Source organism: Jilunia laotingensis, from assembly GCF_014385165.1.
Taxonomy (GTDB): Bacteria; Bacteroidota; Bacteroidia; order Bacteroidales; family Bacteroidaceae; genus Bacteroides; species Bacteroides laotingensis.
In genome coordinates, this window is the sequence record NZ_JACRTF010000001.1 from 4,526,795 (window position 1) to 4,553,149 (window position 26,355).

A 26,355-nucleotide genomic window follows, 5' to 3' on the forward strand; every position below is an offset into this window, starting at 1 on the left:
CTCCTATTTTAATTTCTTATTATCGATCTTCTCCAAACGAACGGAAACCGCATTTTTATGCGCATCCAGTTGTTCGTTGGCAGCCATAATCTCTATAGACGGCCCAATGGCGGCAATACCTTCCGGAAGTATTTCCTGAAAAGTGATCTTGCGGATAAAACTGTCCAGACTGACACCACTATAGGCTTTTGCGTAACCGTTGGTAGGCAAAGTATGATTGGTTCCCGAAGCATAGTCCCCCGCACTTTCGGGCGAGTATGAACCTAAGAATACGGAACCGGCATTTACCACCCGTTCCGCCACTTCAGTATGACTTTCCGTTTCCACAATCAAATGTTCGGGAGCATATTCATTGGTCAACTCCAAGGCTTCCTTCATATCCCTTACAAGTATCAGTTTACTGTTTGACAAAGATTTGGCAGCTATCTCCCAACGAGGCAACTCGATCAATTGCCGCTCCACCTCTTCAACTACTTCCAACAGCAAATCTTCGGAAGTGGTAACCAACATAGCCTGACTATCGACACCATGTTCCGCCTGCGAAAGTAGATCAGCGGCAACAAACACGGGGTTGGCAGAAGCATCTGCCAAGACCTCGACTTCCGATGGACCGGCAGGCATATCAATGGCTACATCCCGCAGGCTGACCAACTGCTTGGCTGCCGTTACGTACTGATTGCCCGGTCCGAAGATCTTATATACCTTAGGCACACTTTCCGTTCCGTATGCCATTGCAGCAATGGCTTGAACACCACCGACTTTAAATATTCGATCCACACCCGCCAATTGTGCAGCGAAAAGAACGGCCGGATGAACTTTGCCATTCTTACCGGGAGGCGTACAAAGCACCACTTCTTGGCATCCTGCGATCTTAGCCGGAACAGCAAGCATCAACACGGTAGAAAACAGAGGAGCGGTGCCACCGGGTATATAAAGCCCCACTTTTTCAATGGCAACTGCTTTCTGCCAGCAGGTGACTCCCGGCATCGTTTCCACCTTCTGCCCTGTGAAACGCTGTGCAGCGTGAAAGGTCTCAATGTTCTTTTTTGCCAATGTGATGGCAGCTTTCAACTCCTCACCGACATTGGCAATTCCTTCTGTCCACTCCTCTTCCGTAACGACAATGTTAGACAATTCTACTTTATCAAACACTGCTTCGTATTCTTTCACCGCTCTGTCACCTTCATCTTTCACCCGGTCAATGATGCTGCGCACAGTATCGAACAGATTCTCCGTATCGAGAGATGGGCGTTTTAATATCTCTGCCCATTCCGTCCTGGATGGATATTTGATCAACTTCATAATACAGTTTTTTAAATAATCATTTTTTCTATCGGTAACACTAATATGCCTTCTGCCCCCAACGCTTTCAGCTTTCCTATTATTTCCCAAAAACATTTCTCATCGAGTACCGTGTGTACAGAACACCAACCTTCCTGTGCCAAAGGCATAACCGTAGGACTTTTCATTCCCGGCAGTACGGCTACAATCGCGTCTAACGTCTCTTTAGGAGCATTCATCAAGACATATTTTTTATCTTCCGCTGTTTTCACCGCATCCATACGAAACAACAGCTCGTTTAAGATTTCCTTCTTGTCATCACTCAGATCTTTGTTGGCAATCAGCAATGCTTCCGACTTCATGACCACTTCCACTTCCCTCAACCGGTTGCTTACCAACGTAGAGCCTGAACTTACAATATCAAAGATCGCATCCGCAAGCCCAATGCCCGGAGCCACTTCGACCGATCCCGTAATGACATGTATCTCGGCACTCACTCCTTTTTCCTTCATATACTTATTCAATATTACCGGATAGGAAGTAGCGATCTTCTTTCCGGCAAACCATTCCACACCCGGATACTCGATGTCTTTCGGCATGGCCAGTGACAGACGGCATTTACTGAACCCGAGACGTTTGATGATTTCGGCATCTTCCCCTTTTTCCACAAATTCGTTTTCACCGACAATCCCCAGATCAGCGACCCCGGTAGCTACCGATTGAGGAATATCATCATCCCTAAGAAATAATACTTCCACAGGAAAATTAGTGGATTGTACCAATAATGTACGTTTCGTAGCACTTAGTTTTATGTCCGACTCCTCTAAAAGCGCCATCGTTTCTTCAAACAGACGGCCTTTGGCTTGTACTGCAATTCTTAGCATAGTTGTAGTTGTATTTTTAGGATTTACAATAAAAAAGGCTTACCAACCGGTAAGCCTTCATCAATAATATCATTGTTTCTATACAATATCATCTACGCCCACCGAGTTGTTCGTCAGGAATATGATGATGGTGATGTATAGCTGTAAGATTCATATTATCTATATTAATGCGACAAAAGTAAAGTATTCACCTTAAACTTCCAAACATTTATCACTAAATCTTCATTTTTTATTTCAAATTAAAGGAAGTATTTCATCAGGTTCAACATCGCAAGCCAGAAAATGCATCTCTTCTTTCGCTTTCTCTTGCGAAAAAGTGAAATAAGTACAAAGAGCTTCGGTACAAAGTTCTCCATCCTTATTATAAAGTTTCGCGTCTACCAATACGACATTGCGTTTGATTTCACGGATAGAAGCCCGTAATACAAGATGGGTGTCTTTCGTGCTAATCGATTTTCGGTAACGAGTCTCCATTTTAGAAGTTACCCCGGTTGTCTGAAGCTTTCGGAGAATCACCCAGGCACAAATCTCATCCAAAAGAACCGACTGGATGCCTCCGTGCAAAGTATCGATCCATCCCTGATACTCAGGACGGGGTTTCCAAATACTCACCACCTCATCACCATCTTCATAAAATTCCATTTTGACACCAGCCTCATTATTGGGGGCACATCCAAAACAATTATAACCTTCCAATCCCTTCCAAGGGTTAATAATCTTCTTCATGCTGCAAATATTTTATTAATTATAATAGGTGTATTCTCGCTCTTCGTATACTACAGGAGTATCATCGATAAACTTTACCCGCTTTTTCCAATTACCCTGCTCATCGTTGAAGAATTTATAGACGTATTTCACATCGGGCTGATCTTTACCCGGTTCAGTGCCGGAGAGTATCCCTCCGCGCACATTATATTTATAAGTATAATGTCGTACATTCTGAGGCAGTCCAATCCATTCTTCTTCAACTCTGCCTCGTGAGTTCCAAGAACGTTTCACCGGCTCATAATCAACATCGGATGTACCTTCCGGAGCAAACAACACCTGTTTTACCGTTTGTTGTCCATAAGGATCATATTGATAATCAAATTCGCTGATCTTCTCTCCACCTTGTGCAAACCAAATTTCGGATACACAATTGCCTTCAAAATCATATCGGAAGACACCTTTCCGAAGTGTCTCCCCTTTAGGACTAATCAATACCTTGTTTCTCAATTGCCCCGCTTGGTTGTATTTCCACTCCATCACATTCTCAACATCACCACCGGACAATCTATTTATTTCCTTCGAAACATTTCCGTCCACATCATATTCGTACTCCGTTATTCCTTGCAAAACACCTGTTTCGGAGAAATGTTCGAGCCTTGTTTTACGACCGCTACGATCAAAATGGAAGGTAAAGAACTTACCCATTTTCTCACCTTTATCTATGCTGCCCGGTCCTTTGGGAACAGCAACGTAAGAAGTCTGGCGAACGCTCTTTACTTTCCCTATCAAAGCAAGATCCATCCGGTCATTCTCCTCTCCGGCATACTTAATAGTCCGCACTACAATGTATTCTGGATTTACACCATTATACTCCGTACGTCTCACCCAATTACCATATTCATCATAAACATAATCCACCTTCTTGCTGCGCGGTGCATCAAACCGTTTGAATGCTCCTTCGGAATAAAGTCTCAATCCCGTTGTATCCTGCTTTTCAACAGATCGCACAACCGGCTTTTTAGTACTTTTTACCGATAACGTATTTTGTTCATGTACTTCGACCGGTCGGCCGGCTTCATCATAAATAACATCCGTGACTACTTTATACTTCTGATGAGTTCCATCACGAAAAGTAAGACGAATATCTCCCGTAACCTTTTTCATTACTTGACCGGCTTGGTTACGAATGACTGTATCGGCTACTAAAACCTGCCTCTCGGCATCCAATCTTCTCTTTCCATTCAATCTTCCCTGAGAATCATAATAATATTGATAAATATTATCAACCCCACCTGTCGTAACCGAAGCTGTAATCTCTTCCTTTATCCTACCGTCTTCTCCATAAATATACAACAGCTTATTTTTGGCACTCCCATCAGGAGCCAACGAATTCTCTACCAACTTCCGACCCAGCTTATCAAATTTTACAAAATAGATATGATCAACAATCGCGCCCGTTACCCATGCAGTATCTTTTCGGACAGCCTGATATACAGCGGTACGAGCCGCAATTATTTGAGGGGTATCCGACAGTTTCTGTTGAGAAAAAGCCGGCTGCATCATAACTGTTAAAACCAACAGTAATGGAAACCTGCATGACGTAAAAGTTTGATTATTCATACTATTGTAAATAAAATATTAAAAAGCAAAACCACACTCCACTCCCAATATATGCCGTTTATGCTCCGTCTCATACTGATAACAGTAAAACACATCCAACGACCATCTTTCGGACAAACCGATCTCTACACCAGGTCTGTAGCGCATACGTGACACATCAAAGAAAGCGGCATCTCCTATAGCCTGATAAAGTTCGACAGAAAAATAGGGTGACACCCTCCATTTCTCCGGCTCAAAAGCTACTTTTAATCTTGAACGAAGCCGATTTTCAGCTTCTCCTTCCGACAATGTCTGTTGAAATCTCTCACGCAGGGAGAATTTGAACTGTTGCCACTTTAAATGCCCCACAACTCCCAAGTGATAACGATGTCGAAATCTCCACCCTTCATTTACAGTACGATAATGCAACTCATAACCGGCATCGGCATTCAAGAAAGGGAAAAGCTTGTAAGAACCAGACAGAAAAGCGCCAAAACGATCCATCTTTTTCATAGAATCTTTAGTACGCAACTCTAACTTTCCTGCTAAAGATAACTCTTTTGAGAACTTATGTTTGGCCGATATACCTGTCCATGTCCTAAAATCATCAGCTTGCGCATGAAGGAAAGAAACTCCATTACATAAAAGACAAAAGAATAAAATATATATTTTAAAGTTTTTCCTTTTCATCATTGAATGTTTAAGACACAAAGATACAAACCTAAATCGAAAATAATTCTGAAATCCATCAAAAATAGAGTGACAGTAAAAACATATTCGAATAGAATAACAGAAGAAGCTGTTCATAAAACATCTAAAATTAACTTTTGCCGGGCAGTTGATAAAAATCACCCTACATTTTGAAGAATTATGCCCAACGCAAATGTTCAAAAACCCCTATAATTGCATCGGAAAGCTAATGAGAGATGCATATTGAATAGGTGGCAAAAGGACGCGCTTCATAGCTTTCTGCGATTTATGAAAAAAATGTCTAACATTAACACTGGTATTTACATGAAAGTTATTCTTACATTACAACAAACAGCAAACATCTTCACCATTTCTCTATGGCAGATTATTGGGGCTTATCCGGTTGAAATTTTAGCAACAGCATCATTGATCTTCTTGATGATGTACAACCGGATGAAAAACAACGAAGGACTTCTTTCTGAAGAAAAGTTAGGGCTTATTTTAAGCATAATGCACAAAACTCAAACACCCTTGTCGTTAATTCAACATCTGTTGGAAAGTACTCTTTCCGAAGAGCTTCCCAAAGCCACATTACAAAAACTTGAACGTGCGCTCAAGCACGCCAATCATGTCTCGGCATGTTACCAAAACGTCCTAATAATCGATAAACTCAAAAAGAAACTGTCCTCTTACAGTTTGAGTACAATCGAATTCGAACTATATACTTATATTATCTCTGTTTCCAATCAATGCCGGATATACGCCAACAGCCGGCAAATACAACTGAATGTCAGTAAAAATTTCACTTACATCAGCTGCCAGATAAATGAAATAGTCATGACTGCGGCTTTGCAATGTTTGCTGAATAAGATTATAGACGCCACACCTTACAAAGGTAGTGTAAACATCGTCATTTCTCATGTAACCGATAGTTGGTGCCTGCAAATTAGCAATTGCTCCAATTATGATAAAAACAGCAAAGAAATGATTTCAGCTATTTCTGCCTTAAAACTAATGCCTGCATTTGGAAGTTTACGAACTATAAAGAAGATTATCCATCTGCATGGAGGAAAAATGACTGGGAGCTGTCATGGTGAAACCGCTATGTTCAAGATTATCATTCCGGCAAAATGCTATAGTAACATGGCCAATCAACCGCATCTGACAAATTCTGCATTTAAAAGCACCGGACTCACCCCTTTGAATAATGAAAACATTAACAACCGCAACAAATTGTCTTCGATGGCAGATAATGTTCCGAACATCTTGCTGGCAATGGCCGATACAGAATTAAGCAATTATTTAGGAGAGACCTTATCGACAGCTTTCCGCATTACGATACTTGAAGAGCCGGAAGATATTTTCCAGTTTTCCATTCAGCACCATCCGGATGCGATCATTATTGATGAAATCATCAAAGGCGTTAATGGAGAGAGTCTCTGTTCAAAAATAAAATCGGAAACCAACACTTCCTCCATACCCATTATTCTTTTGATAAGTTCGGATGATAACGAAAGCTATTTGTCAAGACTTCGTTGTGGGGCAGATAAACTGGAAATGAGAGTAACGAATATCTGTAAACTGAAGGCCGAAATCCAAGTACTCATTGACAATCATTTAGCATACCTGAATCAATCTAAAAAAGTTTTGCCGATAGAACCGGAAACTGAGCAACCACAATCCTCCTCGATCGAAGAGGAAAATGCCAAATTCATAAACAAAGTATATGAAGTTCTGGAAGAAAAATTAAACGTAGAAAAGTATACAATAAAGAAATTAAGTAAGGATATAGGCATGAGCCGTACTGCATTTTATAACAAAATGATAAAAATTACCGGAAAGCCTCCTACCAATTGTATACTGGAGTATAGAATGAACAGGGCTAAACAGCTTTTGCTTACACAACAATATTACGTTACGGAAGTAGCCGAAATGGTGGGCTATTGCAATGCAAAATACTTTGGCAAGATATTCAAAAAGCATTTCCACGTTCCACCATCCGATTACCTCAGAAGTCCTAAAGTTTGAAACATTATCATCCCTTTGCGTTTTTAATTTAAAATTCGTGGCTTCACGATGCAATATTTTTCATTTTAACTCATTTATAAAGTAAAACCATCTAAATTATATACTTATGAAATACTTTAGCAAAAAAGGTATGTTCTATTCTCTATTAGGGCTATTAGGTTTCAGTGGTTGCGAAAATGAGACACCCGATATGTACGGACCTATGCTCATGTACGGACCAATGCCAACGAGTCTATCTTTCTCTACCCATGTGACTGATCATTCCGACCAACCCATCAAGGGTATACGTACCATCATGGAAGTAAGTGGTGAAAATGAAACGACATTAGTGAGAGACACCGTTTTTACTGACCAAAATGGCATGGCTTATAATAAAATATCTGATACTTCGTCCTGCTATCCGGATGAACAGACCAAATTCACTTTTACATACGATGATGTCGATGGAACAGAAAATGGTTTATACGAAAGTAAAACAGAAGAAATAGCTTTCAAAGATTTACCCACTGGTGATATTATAACTGTGAAGTTGAAAGAAATAGAAAAAGAAAATGAAAAGTGATTCATTATCTTTGAGGCAACGTCTTGGATTGGAAATCTTCCGAAAACTGGAAAACGAAAAAATAAAGGAACACCCTTTGAATCAACTATTTTGGGAATGCACATTACGTTGTAATCTTCATTGCCGCCACTGTGGTAGTGATTGCAAGAAAATAGCAGGACAGCCGGACATGCCTTTACAAGATTTTTTGAGAGTGCTTGACAATGTAGCACTTTATAAGAATCCCAATCAAGTTTTTATCAGTATTACCGGTGGAGAACCTCTGATGCGGAAAGATTTGGAAGAATGTGGCAGGGAAATCACAAAGAGAGGTTTTCCTTGGGGAATGGTGACTAACGGATTTTTCCTCACCCAACAAAGGCTGGATGCCTTAATGAAAAGCGGACTACGTAGCATTGCCATCAGCCTCGATGGGTTTGCTACGGATCATAACTGGATGAGAGGCAACTCTGAAAGTTACGATCATGCCATAGAAGCTATAAAAACGATGATTGCCGAACCAAATTTGATTTTCGACATCGTGACATGTATCAACAAACATAGCTTTCTACGCCTAAAGGAAATGAAAGAGTTTCTAATCGGTTTGGGAGTGAAACATTGGCGTATCTTTACTATATTTCCGGTAGGACGCGCGGCAGAAGACAGTGATTTGCAACTATCAAACCAAGAAATGCGTGAAGTGATGGAATTTATTCGCCAAACCCGTTCGGAAGGTCGCATCCACCTGAACTATGGTTGTGAAGGATTTTTAGGGAATTATGAAGGAAAAGTAAGAGACAATCTTTTTTCCTGCCATGCCGGAATTACCGTCGGATCAGTATTAATCGACGGTTCTATCTCCGCCTGCCCAAGTATCCGTGCCGATTATCATCAAGGGAATATTTACAAGGACAACTTTATGGACGTCTGGAATGAAAAATTTCTACCTTATCGAGACCGTACCTGGATGAAAAAAGATGAATGTGGCGATTGTAAGTATTTTAGCTACTGTAAAGGAAGTGGGATGCATCTGAGGGATGGAGAAGGGAAATTATTGTTTTGCCATTTGAAACGTTTGAAGGGAGAATAATGAAGAACAATATCTGTTCCAATTTGTTACATATATCAAGTATATTTAAAGAGAGAGGAATAGAAGAATGAAAAAGGTAGTAGATAAAGCTTCATCCAGAGGCTTCTTCAACCACGGATGGCTGAAAACCCATCATACATTTAGCTTTGCTAATTATTATAATCCCGACAGAATGCATTTCGGTGCTTTGAGGGTATTAAACGATGATAGTGTCGACCCATCCATGGGATTTGATACACATCCACATAAAAACATGGAAGTAATTTCAATTCCATTGAAAGGATATCTGAAACATGGGGATAGTGTACAGAATACAAAGACAATCACACCGGGAGAAATACAGGTTATGAGTACCGGAAGCGGCATATTGCATAGTGAATATAACGGAAGTAATAAAGAACAACTGGAATTTCTACAGATATGGGTATTTCCAAGAGCAGAAAACACCAAACCGGAATATAATAATTATGATATCCGCCCCATCTTAAAGAAGAATGAGTTGGCTGTCATTATTTCTCCAACTGGGGAAAGTGAAGCTTCTATAAAACAAGATGCTTGGTTTTCAATGGGTACCTTCGATGCCGGAGAAGTAATGAACTATAAACTACATATGGAAGGCAATGGCGCATACGTATTTGTGATAGAAGGAGAAATCGAAGCCGCAGGTGATCATCTACTAAAACGAGATGGTATTGGTATTTGGGAAACGAAAGAGTTTCAAATCAAAATAATTAAAGAAGCTACAATCCTCGTGATAGAAGTTCCTATGAGATAGAAAAACTTTGATATAGTATATAACGCACCGGTTTAGCTGGTTAATTAAAAGCCAACTTCAAAATTGAAGTTGGCTTTTTGATATGTTTACCCTCTTACACTATTTCTGATAAATCAAAATAGTATATGAATTAGCCGGGAATTCATATTTCAAATCGTTCGTATGATAAAGCATTTTCTCCTGGGGAACGATGCGCTCAGGTTGCTCAGGCGTATTCTTCTCTTTTTTATCACCTGCCAAAAATATAACCTTTATTTTAGAAGGATTCTCAAAACCTTTTAAATTAATAGCAGTCTTAATCGTACGGTCGTGGACATTGGAGACATGAACTACCACTTCATTCTTCCGCTCGTCAGTGGCAGCCGTCACGTCCAAATCACCCTCCGTAGCTGTAAATACCCGGAAAGGTTTATGATGTCCGGCAGCCATTTGCTTGGCATAAAAAGGAGGCATTCCCCAAACCAAAGACGGAGTGAAAAATATCTGCCCCTGATTCCAGCCATTATCATTCTGCATGTAAGGCTCAAGAGCATTGGCAGCACATGTGGTCAGCATGAAATCCCCCATTCTGCGGGCTGCGTTCTGAATGGTCACATGCCCTAATGCACGACGCATGTCATGTGTAAGTCCGTTTTCTTCAAAAAGTGCGCATTTCATTTTTGTGGCAGGATTCCATTTGAGGAAATAATCTTTCATCTCTCTTAATTCACCTTCTACATGCGAACCCAAGTGATTATCATCTGCCCAAGGATGATAATCCCAATAGGAAGCCTTCCCATCCAAAGCATCGAATACCATTTTCATATTCTCAGGTGAATCGGGACGCCACCAAGCAGCCGAAATGAATTCAACATTCGGATCTTTCGACTTAATCGCATCATAAATTCGATTGAAATCTTGAATGTATTTCTCGTAATCTTTACGGATATCTCCCCAAATCACTTCTTCATTACCAATCTCTATATATTTCACATTGTAAGGTTCAGGATGTCCTGCTTCCGCACGTTTCTTACCCCATTCGGAAGTGACGGGACCATTCAGATATTCGATCATATCCGCCATATCCTGTGCAGTCTCTCCTACATTAACCGCAAAAGAAGGGACGAAACCAGCGGCTTCACAGAATTGAAGGAACTCCTCAATACCAAAACCATTCGTCGAATAAGGGTACCAGTTCCCTTTATATTGTGGACGTTTTGCTCTGTCACCGATCATATTCTTAAATTTATAATCGGGCACATTGACCATCGACCCTCCATATCGCAAGAATGTCAATCCTTGATCGACCATTGCCTGCCCAATATCATTTCTAAATGGTAATCCGTGGAAAAGATCAGATCCTGTTCCCATCAGTGTCACCTGATCGACCCACAACTTGCCATTACCTTCCATATAAAGGGCAAAGCGGGCATTGGTATCTGTGGCATCTGCTATCAAATCGAATGAGAATCTTCGCCACTTATTGGTTATACCGGTCAAATCGCATACTGCATATTCTTTAGAACCATCCGCACTTTGTAATGCCACTTTTACCATTCCATTATAAGCTCCCTTCAAATAGAGATCACCTGTGTACTTCTGACCTTGCTTGATGCCGATCCCCCACTTATTCAAACCTCTGTTAGCAATACCAACTTGCCCGGTACCGGACTTCTTTTGAATAATTTGAGAACACTTGCTATTATAAGCCTGTTTGGTATCTTGCGCAAAAGATGCTTTCGCAGAGCCGGTTTCAATGGCATCCCACATAGAACTTACCATAGGAGAAGGTACCGCCTCAAACGGAATAGCAGTCTTCTGTCCATTGATCTCATAAAAGAAATTACGGTAGGAAGTATCCGAATCCCAGATTCGTATGCCAGGATTACCTGATAATATCGGATTTACAACATCATCGTAATCAATCACAGTCTTACCATTAATCATCACTTCTATACGCGATCCTGTCGTACGGACTGCCAGTTTATTCCACTTTAACGGATCAAAATCAGCTTTTGCTTCCTTCAGCATTTCAAAATTATGTCGAAGTTTACCCAATAGACAGCTCTTGCCATTATTGCCAATGCTGATTTCATATCCATTAAAGCTATGACCTCCCGTTGCAGGCTCGGACACCCGTACCAGAATGCCTGCATTAACACCTTTCGCATTGTCAAACTTGATTTCCGTTTCTATATACCCATCGGAAATGACCGCCTCATCAAAAACGAGCTTAGCTCCTCCACAACGATCCACATGTAGAATCCCCTTCTTAGCAGTCCAATACCCATCGTACCGCGAAAAGCCAACCAGGTCAGGACTACCGGCCGGTTCTTCAAAACTTTCTCCAAAAATTCTCTGATTATATAAACCTCCGTATATTTCATGGTTTACATCTTCCATACAAGAGCCATACAATGTGGCCGGAATGGTGTTTTCAATTCTGGATGCATCAATATCGATCCGTGCTGTTGCATTTTGTGCTGATGCGAGCCCGCTACTACCCAACGTAGCGATCATAACAGGTACAAACAATAACCTGTTTATTTTCAAAACTTTCATCGTGGTATTTTATTATTGGTTAGTAAATGTCTTATTTTTGATAAACCAGAATCGTATATGAATAAGCTGGAAAATCGTATTTAAGATTATCCGTGGCAAAAAGTGTTTTTTCCTGAGGAACGATTCTTTCTGGTTGCTCCGGTGTATTCACATCTTCCAAACGGCCCGCCAACGTAATAACCTTTATTTGTGAAGGTTTTCCAAACTCCTTAATGTTGATATCGGCAGTGACGACACTATTTTGCGTATTGGCTACATGGAGTACGACCTCTTCTCTTTTTTCATCAGTCGTAGCAGTAACGTCCAGTTCCTCTCCGGCCGTGTTAAACACCCGGTAAGGCTTATGATGGCGCGATGCCATCTTTTGTGCATAATAAGGAGGCATAGCCCACACCATAGAAGGAGTGAAAAACACTTGTCCTTGATCCCAACCGTTATCATTCTGTTCATAGGGCTGCAATGCATTGGCAGCACAAGAAGTAAGCACAAAATCCCCCATACGACGAACGGCATTCTGTACCGTCACGTGCCCCAAAACTCTTTGCATATTATGTATACGGCCATTTTCTTCAAAAATGGCACATTTCATTTCTGTATTCGGATCCCATTGCATAAAAAAGTTTTTCATCTCTTTCAAACGCTGTTCCGTCTCCTTCCCGTTAGTCAGAACGTCAGCCCAAGGATGATAATCCCAATAGGCGGCTTTTCCATTTATAGCATCGAATACCATTTTCATATTCGCAGGTGAATCATGGCGCCACTGCGCACCACATATCACTTTCACATTCGGGTCCTTCGCTGTGATAGCATCGTATATACGATTAAAGTCACGGGTATATTTTTCATAATCCTCGCGGATATCACCCCAAATCACTTCTTCGTTACCCACCTCTATATATTTTACATTATATGGTCTCGGATGTCCGTTTTCCGCACGTTTCTTACCCCAGACTGAAGTTTCGGAACCATTCAGATATTCAATCATATCTGCCATATCCTGTGCAGTTTCATCCACATTGACAGCAAAACACGGTTCAATACCGGCTGCTTCACAATATTGTAGGAATTCTTCAATACCAAATCCATGTGTCGAATAGTCATAGAAAGTACCTTTGTACTGCGGACGCTTATCACGATCACCAATCATATTCTTGAATTTATATCCTTTGGCATTGATCATGCCCCCTCCATACCGCAAGAAGGTGAGTTCCTGATTGGCAAAAACCTCTGCAATATCGTTCCTAAACGGCAAATTATGATAAAGATCATCGCCTGTCCCCATCATGACCACCTGATCGATCCACACCTTTCCATTATCTTCTAAATATACGGTGAAACGTGCTTTGTCATCGGTGGCATCTGATGTCAATTCAAATGGAAATTTCTTCCATTTACCAGTTACATCTTGCAACTCTTGCATAGCATATTCTCTGGTACCATCGGCACTCTGCAAAGCCACTTTCACAATCCCCCGATAAGAGCCTTTCATGTAAATGCGCCCTTGGAATTTTTGTCCTTCTTTCACAGCAATTCCCCACTTATTAAGGCCCATATTGGCTATTCCAACTCTTCCGGTGCCTCCTTTCTTAGCTATCACCTGGGAACAATTCGTATTATAAGCATTCTTCTTATCATGAATGAAAACAGCTTTTGCATCTCCGGTTTGGACAGGTATCCAATGTAAACTGACCTCCGGTTGGGAAGTTGTTCTATATTGTAATTCTTCATCTATACCCTCTGTTTTAATCCTAAAATTACGAAATTTCACATTCGAATTCCAAGAACGTAGCCCAACCTTTCCTTTAGCTAAATTTGGATAGTCTTCATTATGTACAAATATACTTTTGTCATTCAAAAAGACTTCCATTCTTCCATCGTTCATAACAACCTTTAAGCGATTCCATTCCGTGGGATGACAATCGACTTTTATGTCACGGATATGTCCGAAATTATGTTCATGTCTTCCCACAGCTACCTTCCGTCCGTTAGATGCAAGACTTATTTCGTATCCATTGAAAGTGTCGGCACCTTTTGCCTCCTTAGAAACTCGGGTGATCAAACCGGCATTGTCACCTGATTTGCCATCAAATTTGATTTCAACCTCCACAGAACCATTTCTCATTTCGACAGGATTGTATACAAATTTAGATCCTCCGGTTCCTTTCACATCGAGTTCTCCCTGAGAGGCTGACCAACCCCCTTCATAAATGGAAAAGTCATCAAAGATCATCCCAGGGGTTGGTTCCTCAAAGCTTTCTCCAAATATCCGTTGATTATAGATTCCTCCATACACCTCATGATTGACATCTTCCATACATGCACCATACAAATAGTCCGGTATTCTATTTTCAATTCTAGAAGCATCTACATCTATACGAACATTTGCTGTTTGAGCTTGAGAAAATACAGTTCCATTTCCCAATGCGGCTGTTAAAAAGGGAATTAAAAGCAATCGATTCATTCTATTAGTTTGTCGGTTCATAAATATTATTGTTTTAAATTGGTTGTATTATTCACTAAGGGAACACCCCTATTTGTAATTCAATCAAATTATAATAAAAAGTATGATTCGTGTTTGTGCCGCAAAGATAAAGCAATTACATCATACTAGTACGAACTGGTATGTACTTTTTATTATGTTATATAACATCACGACTATTAGCACATGGAGCAGACAAAAAAAGAGAGGATTCTAAATACAGAACCCTCTCTCTACTAAACAATCTATAAATTCTTATTTTTCCTTCTTGTAATTTTCCAATCCTGTTTTGAGGAACGCAATATAATCAGGTACACTCTCATTGAATGCATAAGATTTATTCAAAGGTTTGCCTTCATTATCCAACAGTACATAGAAAGGTTGCGCATTGGCACCAAATTTCACACGCTGCAAATAACTCCACTTATCACCTATCGTACGCAATGTACGTTCTTTGCCGTTTTCCACCACTTTTACCGGAGCAGACAGTGGCGTCTTGTCATCCACGTAAAGACTTATCAACACATAATCATCATTAATAATATTGCTCACTTTAGAATCTGTCCATACGGCAAGCTCCATCTTACGACAATTAACGCAACCAAAACCTGTAAAGTCAACCAGAACCGGCTTATGATGCTGTCGAGCATATTCCATACCGAGATCATAATCTTTAAACTTAGGATGCACTTCGTTCGTATAAAGGTTGAAATCTTGTGTATTCATAGGAGGTGAGAAAGCACTTACAGCTTTCAGAGGAGCCCCCCACAGACCAGGCACCATATACAAAGCAAACGAAAGGGAAGCGAGTGCCATGAAGAATCGACCTACACCGACTTTATTATCATCATCGTCATGCGGGAATTTAATCTTACCCAATAAATAGAAGCCAAGCAAAGCAAAGATTACTATCCACAATGCCAGGAAGGTTTCACGATCGAGAATTCTCCATCCGTAAGCCAAATCGGCAACGGAAAGGAATTTCAGTGCAAATGCCAATTCAAGGAAACCAAGCGTTACTTTGATCACATTCATCCACCCCCCCGATTTAGGCATAGACTTCAGCCAAGACGGGAACATGGCAAACAACGTAAACGGAAGTGCCAAAGCAATGGCAAAGCCAAGCATGCCAATAGCAGGAGCGACTACACTACCTGAAGTAGAGACTTGCACCAATAAAAAACCAATGATGGGACCTGTACAAGAGAAAGACACCAACGACAAGGTAAATGCCATCAGGAAGATACTGAGCAATCCGCTGGTCGCCTCTGCTTTGCTATCTACTGCATTGCTCCATTTCGAAGGCAACGTCAATTCAAAAGCGCCAAAGAAAGAAGCTGCAAACACGATCAGCATCAAGCAGAACAGGATATTGAATACCGCATTGGTAGATAATGCATTCAAAGCACTGGCACCGAATATAGCCGTGATTGCAAGTCCCAAAATTACATAGATCACTACAATAGAAGCACCATAAGTCCATGCATCACGGATACCTTTCTTTTTATCTTTCGTACGTTTCAGGAAGAAACTTACCGTCATCGGTATAATAGGCCATACACAAGGAGTGAACAAAGCAATCAAACCTCCCAGAAAACCAGTAATAAAAATATAAAGCCATGATTTATCTTTCTGCTGTGCATGCTCCTCCCCGAAAGATTGTAAATCCTCAATAACCGGTTCCCAAAGAATGTCGGCAGAAACTACCGGCTGTTCACTTGCCGGTGTTGTTGCGACTTCAGTAACGCCTTGGCCAGTAGTTGCCTCAGTTCCATCTGTATCCTGAGATTCAACATCATTCGTTTTAGCATCCGCAACAGCAGCTTTTAAACTGGTCTTGCCGGAATAATCAAACGGAACTTGCGTAGGAGGCAAACAATTCTCATCATTACAAGCACCGTATTCCAAATAACCTTCAATCTTATAAGTAGGAGCGGTAAACTTAATCTTCTGTACGAAACTAGCCTTGTCTTCAAAGAACCGAAGCGTCATTTCAAACATCGGGTCATACTTCGATACCACATTTCCACGGGGAGTTAACTTACCGATCAGCTCTACTCCCTCTTTCTTATCAACATTAAAAGTCGCAGAGACAGGACCGTCACTCCCCAAGTCGGTAGAATAGACATGCCAACCCTTATCGACCGTAGCATTAAATACAATTTCAGCCTCAGTCTCCGAGAGGGTTTTCAATTCAGTCTTGAACTTTACCGGTTCCTGAATTTGTGCATGAGCTGCTATCACGAAAAATAGCATCAGCAACAAAGAATATAATTTTCTCATTATCTTAATTTTTATTGTTTTATATTATATCAGTTAGAAAAAACACGCTATCATGCAATCAAACCTCATAATCCACACACGAACGGCTCTCTTTAGTTTCTGCAAGAATCTTACCGGCAGCCACGTGATCGGGATGGATTGCATAACTCTTCACGTCTTCCAAACTATCAAATTCGCTATACAACGCAATGTGCCACGCTTCTTCCGGATTGATGTTCAACCCTACTTCTATTTTGCGAATAGATTCAATTTTCGCAGGAAGCGCTTCAATGGCTTCTTTAAATTTCTTCATCACAACCAGTTTTTCAGCCTTCGGGACTTCGTCCTTCAACTTAAATAATACAATGTGTTTTACCATTACGTTGCTATTTTAATTAATTGTTCCTATATTTGTCAGCCGTAGGCTGCAATTATTATTGCAAAGTTACTCTATTTGTTTCAAATATACACTATAAACAGATGTTAATTATTGGAATAGCTGGCGGAACTGGTTCCGGAAAAACCACCGTCGTACGAAAAATCATCGAAAGTCTTCCTGCCGGAGAAGTAGTTTTACTTCCACAGGATTCCTATTACAAAGACAGTAGCCATGTCCCGGTAGAAGAACGCCAGAATATAAATTTTGACCATCCGGATGCTTTTGAATGGAACTTGCTTTCCAAACACGTGGCCACACTGAAAGAGGGAAAAAGCATCGAACAGCCTACTTACTCTTACCTGACGTGTACCCGCCAACCGGAAACGATTCATATCGAGCCTCGTGAAGTTATCATCATCGAAGGAATCCTGGCACTTTGTGACAAGAAGTTGCGCAATATGATGGATCTCAAAATATTTGTAGATGCCGACCCCGACGAACGTCTGATACGAGTCATCCAACGGGACGTAATTGAACGCGGTCGTACGGCAGAAGCTGTCATGGAGAGGTATACAAGGATTCTAAAGCCGATGCATTTACAATTTATAGAACCTTGCAAACGTTATGCAGATTTAATAGTGCCCGAAGGTGGAAACAATAAGGTGGCAATCGACATTCTTACTATGTATATCAAAAAGCACTTGCAATAAGTACGAATTATAAAATATCATTGCGATGAAACGCCAAGCTGTCATTTACTTGATTTCATTAGTGAGTATTTGCTGTATCGTAATAGGATGCCGCAAAACTAACAATCATGCAGATGAAGTAGGGGCGCATGATCTTGCCCAAATAAAAGACAGCGGTGAATTAGTAGTATTGACATTGTATAGTTCAACCTCCTACTTTATTTATCGAGGCCAGGAAATGGGTTTCCAATATGAATTGAGTGAACAGTTTGCCAAAAGTCTAGGTGTAAAATTACGCATTGAAGTAGCTAATAATGTATCTGATATGATCAGGAAGTTGCTCGCTGGTGAAGGAGACCTGATCGCTTACAATCTGCCTATTACGAAAGAATGGAAAGACAGCCTGATTTATTGTGGGGAAGAAGTCATTACCCACCAAGTGATTGTCCAGCGGAATAATGGGAAAACCCAGCCGTTGACCGATGTAACCCAACTAGTCGGAAAGGACGTCTATGTGAAACCGGGTAAATATTATGAGCGTCTAACAAATTTGAATAATGAACTAGGCGGTGGAATCCATATTCACAAGGTAACGGGAGACAGTATCACAGCAGAAGATTTAATCACGCAAGTAGCGCAGGGAAAAATTCCTTATACGGTAGCAGACAATGACTTGGCCATGCTAAATAAAACGTATTATCCCAACTTGAATATCGGGCTTTCCATCAGTTTCGACCAACGCGCTTCATGGGCGGTACGTAAGGATTGTCCCGAACTTGCAGCCGCAGCCGACAAATGGCATGAGGAGAATATGACTTCACCGGCCTATACAGCCAGTATGAAACGATATTTTGAAATCAGCAAAGCAATCCCACATTCTCCAATCCTTTCGCTGCGGGAAGGGAAAATCTCCCATTACGACGACTTGTTTAAGAAATACTCGAAAGAAATAGACTGGGATTGGCGTCTCTTGGCATCACTGGCATATACTGAATCTAATTTCGACACCACAGCCGTCTCATGGGCAGGAGCCAAAGGCCTCATGCAACTCATGCCTCAAACCGCGCGGGCAATGGGAGTTCCTCCAGGAATGGAGCAAAACCCGGAAGAAAGTGTCAAAGCTGCCGTAAAATATATAGCAGCAACCGACAAAAGCTTACGTACGATCCCCGACAAACAAGAACGCATCAAATTCATCTTAGCATCCTATAATGCAGGATTAGGGCATATTCTCGATGCGATGGCCCTTGCCAACAAATATGGAAAAAACAAAAACGTATGGGACAATAATGTAGAAAACTACATACTCTTGAAGAGTAATGAGGAATATTTCACCGACCCGGTATGTAAAAACGGTTATTTCCGCGGAATTGAAACATTCAATTTTGTCAGAGATATAATGTCTCGTTACGAAGCCTATAAAAAGAAAATCAAAAAGTAAATACAGTCGAATAAATGCGTCAGATGTTAAGGAATGGATAAACCTTCTTACTTAGGGATATTCAGTAAATCCTATAAAATTAGCCAACTAATTCATACTAAAAGTATTGCGAATTAGTTGGCTTTTTTGTATCTTTAGGTATTCCCCCTAAAATACGGTTTGACGGCCAAAACGGGGGAAATATCCACACTAAGATATGGCGAAGATACAAAATATTTCAGAAATTCACCCTACTTTAGGGTTTACAGAATTCGATATTCTGGAAAAATATCGTAAGAGTTTTCATGCGAGTGAGCTTGGCAGTCTTCATTCCGTGTTTCCGTTCGAGAGTATAGCCAAAGAGACAGGCCTTTCACAATCCCGCTTGGGTCGCAGGAACAGTTTCAGTCCTTCCGCGAAGATAGCCCTTATGGTACTGAAGGCTTACACCGGATTCTCTGACAGGCTGCTGGTAGAACATCTTAACGGAAACATACACTATCAGTTGTTCTGTGGTATCATGATAGACCCGTCCTGCCCCATAACCAACTACAAGATAATCAGCGCTATCCGTAATGAGATAGCATCCCGTCTTGACATCGACTCCCTTCAGAAAATCCTTGCCTCACACTGGAAGCCTTATCTTGAGAACCTTCACGTGTGTATGACCGATGCCACATGTTATGAAAGTCATATGCGTTTCCCTACGGACATGAAGCTCCTTTGGGAAAGCATCGAATGGCTCTACCGGCATGTCTGCATGCATTGTGGGAAACTCGGCATAAGGCGTCCCCGTAACAAATATGCGGATGTTGCGGTATCCTATCTATCCTATTGCAAGAAAAGAAAGAGGAAGGCTTCGAGGACAAGAATGCTGAAGCGTCGCATGATCAGACTCCTGGAAAAACTCATCATACAACGGGATGACATTCACAGAGAATACGGCTCTTCACTCACATATACACAGGATTATCAGAAACGGCTTTCCATCATCAGAAAGGTCCTTGTACAGGAAAAGGAACTCTTTGAAGGCAGGAAGGTCAGTGAACGTATTGTCAGTATTGACCGTCATTACGTACGCCCTATCGTAAGGGGCAAGGAGACAAAATCTGTCGAGTTCGGTGCAAAGGCTAATAACATACAGATAGACGGAATCTCGTTCATCGGGCACATCTCTTTCAAGGCATTCAATGAGGGCATACGTCTGAAAGACTGTATCCGTATGCATCAGAAGTTGATGAATGTAAGGGTCAGGTGTGTGGCCGCTGATTCCATATACGCCAATAATGCCAACAGGAAGTTCTGTACAAAATATGGGATATCAACCTCCTTTGTACGCAAGGGAAGGGCTGCAAAGGACGAGGTGGTGAGAAAGGCTCTCAGGAGTGAACTCTCAAGGGAAAGAGCCACCAGGCTTGAAGGCAGTTTCGGTACGCAAAAACAGCATTACTCGCTATCGAAAATCAAAGCACGGAACAGGAAAACAGAAATCCTGTGGATTTTCTTTGGGATACATACGGCAAACGCAATATTGATGATTGATAAAATCAAAAACGGACAGAAGAAAGCTGCATAGCATAAGTATAAAGAATCTGTTAGAAGAAGTCTCAGGCTTCTTCCGGAACATCATGCCCAAAAGGAGAAGATTTTAGGTCAGAGAGAAAAAATAGATAATAAAAATGGCATATGAGATGATATGAACAAAGCATCTTCATAGGCCATTTTATGTTTTTAAAGACATTTACTGAATGTCCCTACTTAACACCTGAATTCTTACAACCAATACCCGATGTCATTCTATCAGTATCTGTTGTAATGTATTTTATTCTCATCAAATTTTTGTTTAGGCTGCTGTTCAGTGGAAGGATAACCGAAAGGAATGACACACAACGGAAGAACATTTTCAGGAAGAGCCGTATATTTCCGTACCACTTCCATCCGGTCTTCATATGGATATGCAGCCGTCCAAACGGCACCAAGCCCTTGCGCCTCGGCAGCAAGCAATATGTTCTGGGCAGCGGCTGAACAATCCAAATACCAATAAGAAGAGCGGGCAGAATCTCCACAAACCACAATTGCATAACGTGCTTGCGCGAGCATTTTTGCATAAGGCAATGTCGCAGCCATCGAATCGAGAGAAGCCCGTTCGGTAACTAGCACAAATTCCCAGGGGCGCGTGTCTTTACCGGAAGGAGCAGCCATTCCAGCACGAAGCATCTTGTCGATTTTATCTTTCTCAACTCCTTTATTCAAATAAGTACGTACACTTTTACGGGCAAAAATATTATCCAAGGCTACATTTCCGCTCCCCTCTTCCTTTTCCTGAGTAAAAGTACAAGAGACAAAAGTACCCAGCAACAGGGCCAATATACACAAAATAGAATATCTTTTCATAAACTTATGATTAAAACAGATTCAGTTTATTCTTTTGAGCTTCCTCCAAAGACACCGTTTCACGACGCAGCTTCCCACTCTTCTCACGCAGTTTTTGATATTCCTCATGCAACTCCCTCGCAAGCTCTTCCTTTGTTTTAGGATTGAGCAAACGTGCAGCAACCCCGGCATTTTGAGACGCATCTTTCAGATGAACCACGGGAGCATGATAGACCGGAGCTATTTTTAAAGCCGTATGCATTTTCGAAGTCGTTGCACCACCAATCAGCAAAGGGATGTCCAACCCAGCTTTTTCCATCTCCATAGCCACATGAACCATCTCTTCCAACGAAGGAGTAATCAGTCCGCTCAGACCTATCATATCGACTTTTTCTTCAATGGCACGCTGAATGATAATCTCTACAGGAACCATTACGCCAAGATCGATGATATCGTATCCATTACAAGCCATAACAACAGAAACAATATTTTTTCCAATATCATGTACATCTCCTTTCACGGTAGCAAGCAACACTTTACCTGCAGAAGATGCCCCTTCCTGTTTTTCCGATTCAATAACGGGCTGCAAAATAGCAACCGCCTTCTTCATTGTCCGGGCGGTTTTCACTACCTGCGGCAGGAACATCTTACCGGCACCAAATAAATCCCCCACGTGATTCATGCCATCCATCAAAGGGCCTTCAATAATATCCACCGCTTTATCGTAAAGGGATAGCGCCTCCGCAAGATCATCTTCCAAGAAATCACCAATCCCTTTTACAAGAGCATATTGCAGGCGTTCTTGTATGGTACCGTCCCTCCATGCAGGATAAATAGATGGTTGTGAGCCGACTTGCCTATGTCCTCCATCCTTTTCAGCCTTTAAGTTTTCCGCCAATTCAATCAATCGCTCCGAAGCATCCGGTCGGCGATTTAAAACAACATCTTCTATCTTTTCGAGTACATCCGAAGGGATATCCGTATACAAAACAGATGTTGCCGGATTCACGATCCCCATATCCATCCCCTGACGGATAGCATGATAGAGGAATACAGCGTGCATGGCTTCACGTATGTAATTATTTCCCCTGAATGAAAATGAAAGATTGCTGACACCGCCACTGACATGTGTTCCCGGCAAATTTTTACGAATCCATCCCGTTGCATTGATAAAGTCAACGGCATAGTTATTATGCTCTTCTATGCCTGTAGCAACGGCAAGCACATTGGGATCAAAAATTATGTCCTGTGGATTAAAACCGACTTTGTCCACGAGAAGATGATAAGCACGCTCACAAACCTCTATTTTACGGGCCGAGGTGTCAGCTTGCCCTTTCTCGTCGAATGCCATTACCACGACTGCCGCACCATATTGTTTTATCTTACGGGCATGTCTCAGGAACGCTTCTTCTCCTTCTTTCAAGGAGATGGAATTCACGATGGCTTTCCCTTGCAAGCATTTCAATCCAGCTTCAATGACTTCCCATTTGGAAGAGTCGATCATGACGGGCACACGGGCGATATCAGGCTCGGAAGCAATCAGATTAAGGAAAGTCGTCATTTCCTGACAGGCATCCAACAAGCCATCATCCATATTTATATCAATGATTAGTGCCCCATCTTCTACCTGTTGACGCGCAATGGAAAGTGCTTCATCATATTTCTTCTCGTTGATGAGACGCAGAAACTTACGCGAACCAGCTACGTTACACCGTTCCCCTATATTTACAAAATTGATCTCAGGTTTCACTTCCAGCAATTCAAGTCCTGAAAGCCAAAGACTATTCGGTTTCAGGACAGGTAGATGAGGAGTTGCCCCCTCGACCAAAAACTGATACTCAGCGATGTAAGCATCGGTAGTGCCACAACACCCCCCAATAATATTCACCAATCCTTCCCGAATGTACTCTTTCACTTCGTGCGCCATGTCTGCCGGTGACTGATCATACTTACCCAAGCTATTGGGAAGTCCTGCATTGGGATATGCACTAATATAATAAGGAGCGCGTGTGGCCAACTGCTCAAGGAAAGGTTTCAGCTGCTTTGCACCGAATGAGCAATTCAAACCGACTGAAAAGATATTGGCATGTTGAACGGATGCCAGAAATGCGTCTAATGTCTGCCCGGAAAGCGTACGTCCGCCAATATCGGAAACGGTTACAGAAAGCATAATGGGGACTTCAACTCCCGTTTTCTTCATCGCCTGATCAGCAGCGTATATAGCGGCTTTGGCATTTAGAGTATCAAAAATGGTTTCGATCAAGATAGCATCTACCCCGCCTTCGAGCATAGCCTCCATCTGTTGTTGATACGCTGCCGACAATCCGTCATAAGTCAAAGCACGAAAGGCAGGATTGTTCACATCGGGACTCATGGAACAAGTCTTGTTCGTAGGTCCGACAGATCCTGCCACAAAGCGGGGTTTACCAGGATTCTTTGCCGTGTATTCATCAGCTACTTCACGCGCTAATTTTACAGCAGTCAGATTTATTTCCCGGACATACTCTTCTACATGGTAATCGGCCATAGAAACCGTAGTAGAGCTAAATGTATTCGTTTCTATAATATCCGCCCCGGCTTCAAGATATTTGCGATGGATATCCTGAATGACATCCGGACGGGTGAGGCAAAGCAAATCATTATTTCCTTTCAGCTGGCCGGGAATATGAGCAAAGCGTTCACCACGAAAATCTTCTTCCTTTAAGTTGTATTGCTGAATCATGGTCCCCATCGCTCCGTCCAAAATCAGGATACGTCGGGACACCAATTGTGGAATAGTCATCCTCATTTATTTATCATTAACATTCATCATTACCGTTTAAACATACGGTCCATATCGCGACGATCATCTTTTTCTTTCAGAGATTCACGTTTATCATACTGCTTCTTACCTTTGGCCAAAGCTATCACCACCTTAGCCAGTCCTTTCTCATTGACAAACATGCGAACCGGAACAATGGTAAACCCCGTCTCCTTGGTTCCCCGTTCCAACTTCTTCAACTCTTTTTTCTCAAGTAATAGCTTCCTGTCTCTACGAGCCGTATGATTATTGTACGAACCGTAAAAGTATTCGGCAATGTGCATGTTCTTCACCCACAATTCGCCTTTTGCAAAGTAGCAAAACGTATCTACCAGACTTGCTTTGCCCAGGCGGATGGATTTGATTTCCGTCCCGGTAAGCACAATACCTGCCGTATAAGTATCGATCAATTCATAATCGAACGTAGCACGCTTATTTTTTATATTTACAGGAGCTAATTTCATTATTTTCTTAATTTAGTATTGCTGTAAGTTTATTGAAAACAAATTGTATTACTGCCGGACATATTATTAACAACAGAGAAGACAGAATGGTGAATCGTAAACGGTTCTTTTCTTCAACTTGCATCAAAACAGAAGCACCCTCCCATACTACGTAAACAATGTAAAACTGCAATAGCCAGCCAATAATACTAAAATCCGGCAATAAACCGGTAATTATCTTCAGCAAAAAAGTGACCACCAAGGCATAGCCTGCAAACTGTTGGGTAAGTGGAATATCATCAGCCTTCCCGAACATCTTCACCTGCATCTGATTGATAGCGTAGGCAGCCAGAAAATAGCCTCCGAACAAAGCCACTGCTACAGCACAACATTGTGTCATTGCAATCTGAAAACTTTGCGGACCGCCCCAGCCATTAGCCAATAATGAACCGGCAAATACGGCCAGACCACATAAACCAATCATAGGATAGACAAAAGCCATGAAAACTTTTCGCCTATCCTCCTCCAAACGAATTTCCTCCCAAGCCTTGGCCGGAGAGGAAATCAGTGTCATTGCAATTTTAAATAATTCTTTGTAATTCAATTATCGTAACTTTATTTTTAAAGGCTCTTTCTGTAAAGTTCCTCCAGTTTTATCGGCCTCCACAACTAGTTCTATAAATCCTTCATCATCAGCCTTCAACACGGTAGGATTTTCATAAGTACTCAACAATGTGTTTACAGCGCTCAAATAAGGAATATTAAATGAAATAAATGCAGTCAACGGGTTATATACATCTTTTTGTCCAACCGTTTGAACGAATTTCACATACAACGTGTTGTTTTCTGCTCGTTTAGGAACCATATCAAAACTGGCAGGACTGGTAGCATATCCATTGAAGGAAAAGGCTATGTTATAATAACGATCAGTTGCCCATGCTTCTCCCAATTGTACGATAGGATATTCATTTTTTATCGTATCCGGACGATTGCAAAAAGTTTTAGTAAAAAGTCCCTGTGCATCCACAATAGAGACACTGTATTCCTTAGTCTGGTCTTGTGTCAGAGAGACTCCTTCGGACAATTTCAAGTATACAAACGCTCTCTCTACATACTCCCCAGTCGTTTTATTCTTAAGGAAATCGGGATTAGTCGGTTTATATTTATAACCATCATCAGATATTAAAGTCGCATCCAATCCCAAATAACTACTTACCGTCACATATGCCGCAATATCATAAGGAGACTCGCTATCCCCATCCATACACGAAGTAAAACCACCACCCATAAGAACAATCAGGGCTAACATTAAAATGTTCACTTGTTTCATAAATCTATTTTTTAGAGTTTGCAAAGATATAAATTCTAATTCA

20 protein-coding genes and 2 pseudogenes are annotated in these 26,355 nt (G+C 41.4%); 7 read left to right on the forward strand and 15 right to left on the reverse strand.

What is annotated here, in order from left to right:
* Positions 1–3: 3 nt before the first annotated feature.
* The 5 genes from hisD to H8744_RS17830 all read right to left on the reverse strand — a co-directional run bounded on the left by hisD (position 4) and on the right by H8744_RS17830 (position 5,162).
* On the reverse strand, positions 4–1,302 hold the full coding sequence (gene hisD / locus H8744_RS17810; protein ID WP_262436139.1) for a histidinol dehydrogenase: 1,299 nt from the start codon (positions 1,300–1,302) through the stop codon (positions 4–6).
* Between the two features lie 11 nt (positions 1,303–1,313).
* Positions 1,314–2,165: an ATP phosphoribosyltransferase gene (gene hisG / locus H8744_RS17815; RefSeq protein WP_262436140.1), complete on the reverse strand. Its 852-nt coding sequence runs from the start codon at positions 2,163–2,165 to the stop codon at positions 1,314–1,316.
* A gap of 234 nt (positions 2,166–2,399) precedes the next feature.
* Positions 2,400–2,891, reverse strand: a complete 492-nt coding sequence (locus H8744_RS17820) for a PaaI family thioesterase (protein ID WP_262436141.1) — start codon at positions 2,889–2,891, stop codon at positions 2,400–2,402.
* Positions 2,892–2,906: 15 nt separating this feature from the next.
* Positions 2,907–4,493, reverse strand: a complete 1,587-nt coding sequence (locus H8744_RS17825) for an RHS repeat domain-containing protein (RefSeq protein ID WP_262436142.1) — start codon at positions 4,491–4,493, stop codon at positions 2,907–2,909.
* Positions 4,494–4,511: 18 nt separating this feature from the next.
* Positions 4,512–5,162, reverse strand: coding sequence for a DUF2490 domain-containing protein (locus H8744_RS17830; RefSeq protein WP_305067534.1), 651 nt, complete (start codon positions 5,160–5,162; stop codon positions 4,512–4,514).
* Between the two features lie 324 nt (positions 5,163–5,486).
* Between H8744_RS17830 and H8744_RS17835 the strand changes: the two genes are divergently transcribed.
* The 4 genes from H8744_RS17835 to H8744_RS17850 all read left to right on the forward strand — a co-directional run bounded on the left by H8744_RS17835 (position 5,487) and on the right by H8744_RS17850 (position 9,596).
* Complete coding sequence (locus tag H8744_RS17835) at positions 5,487–7,190, forward strand: response regulator transcription factor (RefSeq protein WP_262436144.1); 1,704 nt, start codon at positions 5,487–5,489, stop codon at positions 7,188–7,190.
* A 106-nt stretch (positions 7,191–7,296) separates the two neighbouring features.
* Complete coding sequence (locus H8744_RS17840) at positions 7,297–7,752, forward strand: radical SAM-associated putative lipoprotein (RefSeq protein WP_262436145.1); 456 nt, start codon at positions 7,297–7,299, stop codon at positions 7,750–7,752.
* Positions 7,742–8,821, forward strand: coding sequence for a TIGR04133 family radical SAM/SPASM protein (locus tag H8744_RS17845; protein ID WP_262436146.1), 1,080 nt, complete (start codon positions 7,742–7,744; stop codon positions 8,819–8,821). The genes H8744_RS17840 and H8744_RS17845 overlap by 11 nt, the downstream gene beginning before the upstream one ends.
* Positions 8,822–8,888: 67 nt before the next feature.
* Positions 8,889–9,596, forward strand: coding sequence for a pirin family protein (locus H8744_RS17850; protein ID WP_262436147.1), 708 nt, complete (start codon positions 8,889–8,891; stop codon positions 9,594–9,596).
* 99 nt (positions 9,597–9,695) lie between these two features.
* On the opposite strand, the gene H8744_RS17855 is transcribed toward H8744_RS17850, so the two are convergent.
* From H8744_RS17855 to H8744_RS17870, 5 genes and pseudogenes are all read right to left on the reverse strand, one after another.
* Positions 9,696–12,137 carry an alpha-L-arabinofuranosidase family protein gene (locus H8744_RS17855; protein WP_262436148.1) on the reverse strand — a complete coding sequence of 814 codons (2,442 nt, stop codon included), beginning with the start codon at positions 12,135–12,137 and terminating at the stop codon, positions 9,696–9,698.
* Positions 12,138–12,168: 31 nt separating this feature from the next.
* On the reverse strand, positions 12,169–14,619 hold the full coding sequence (locus tag H8744_RS17860) for an alpha-L-arabinofuranosidase family protein (RefSeq protein WP_262436149.1): 2,451 nt from the start codon (positions 14,617–14,619) through the stop codon (positions 12,169–12,171).
* A gap of 252 nt (positions 14,620–14,871) precedes the next feature.
* A pseudogene (locus H8744_RS17865) lies at positions 14,872–16,362 on the reverse strand (protein-disulfide reductase DsbD family protein); the annotation flags it as partial.
* A gap of 83 nt (positions 16,363–16,445) precedes the next feature.
* Positions 16,446–16,899 (reverse strand): annotated as a pseudogene (locus H8744_RS19130) (protein-disulfide reductase DsbD domain-containing protein); the annotation flags it as partial.
* A 58-nt stretch (positions 16,900–16,957) separates the two neighbouring features.
* Positions 16,958–17,257 carry a Dabb family protein gene (locus H8744_RS17870; RefSeq protein WP_262436151.1) on the reverse strand — a complete coding sequence of 100 codons (300 nt, stop codon included), beginning with the start codon at positions 17,255–17,257 and terminating at the stop codon, positions 16,958–16,960.
* A 101-nt stretch (positions 17,258–17,358) separates the two neighbouring features.
* Between H8744_RS17870 and udk the strand changes: the two genes are divergently transcribed.
* The 3 genes from udk to H8744_RS17885 all read left to right on the forward strand — a co-directional run bounded on the left by udk (position 17,359) and on the right by H8744_RS17885 (position 20,942).
* Positions 17,359–17,967 (forward strand): uridine kinase, encoded by a 609-nt coding sequence (gene udk, locus H8744_RS17875; protein ID WP_262436152.1) that lies wholly within the window; start codon positions 17,359–17,361, stop codon positions 17,965–17,967.
* Positions 17,968–17,992: 25 nt separating this feature from the next.
* Positions 17,993–19,387: an MltF family protein gene (locus H8744_RS17880; RefSeq protein WP_262436153.1), complete on the forward strand. Its 1,395-nt coding sequence runs from the start codon at positions 17,993–17,995 to the stop codon at positions 19,385–19,387.
* Between the two features lie 196 nt (positions 19,388–19,583).
* The gene (locus H8744_RS17885; RefSeq protein ID WP_262436154.1) at positions 19,584–20,942 is read left to right on the forward strand and encodes a transposase; all 1,359 of its coding nucleotides are present in this window, start codon (positions 19,584–19,586) and stop codon (positions 20,940–20,942) included.
* A gap of 224 nt (positions 20,943–21,166) precedes the next feature.
* On the opposite strand, the gene H8744_RS17890 is transcribed toward H8744_RS17885, so the two are convergent.
* The 5 genes from H8744_RS17890 to H8744_RS17910 are packed head-to-tail and all read right to left on the reverse strand — an operon-like array spanning position 21,167 to position 26,312.
* Positions 21,167–21,760, reverse strand: coding sequence for a nitroreductase family protein (locus H8744_RS17890; protein WP_262436155.1), 594 nt, complete (start codon positions 21,758–21,760; stop codon positions 21,167–21,169).
* 10 nt (positions 21,761–21,770) lie between these two features.
* Entirely contained in the window at positions 21,771–24,527 is a 2,757-nt protein-coding gene (gene metH, locus H8744_RS17895; RefSeq protein WP_262436156.1) for a methionine synthase, read from the reverse strand.
* A 23-nt stretch (positions 24,528–24,550) separates the two neighbouring features.
* The gene (gene smpB / locus H8744_RS17900) at positions 24,551–25,003 is read right to left on the reverse strand and encodes an SsrA-binding protein (protein WP_262436157.1); all 453 of its coding nucleotides are present in this window, start codon (positions 25,001–25,003) and stop codon (positions 24,551–24,553) included.
* 7 nt (positions 25,004–25,010) lie between these two features.
* Positions 25,011–25,556, reverse strand: coding sequence for a Yip1 family protein (locus H8744_RS17905; RefSeq protein ID WP_305067535.1), 546 nt, complete (start codon positions 25,554–25,556; stop codon positions 25,011–25,013).
* A 30-nt stretch (positions 25,557–25,586) separates the two neighbouring features.
* Positions 25,587–26,312, reverse strand: coding sequence for a NigD1/NigD2 family lipoprotein (locus H8744_RS17910; RefSeq protein WP_262436159.1), 726 nt, complete (start codon positions 26,310–26,312; stop codon positions 25,587–25,589).
* Positions 26,313–26,355 lie beyond the last annotated feature (43 nt).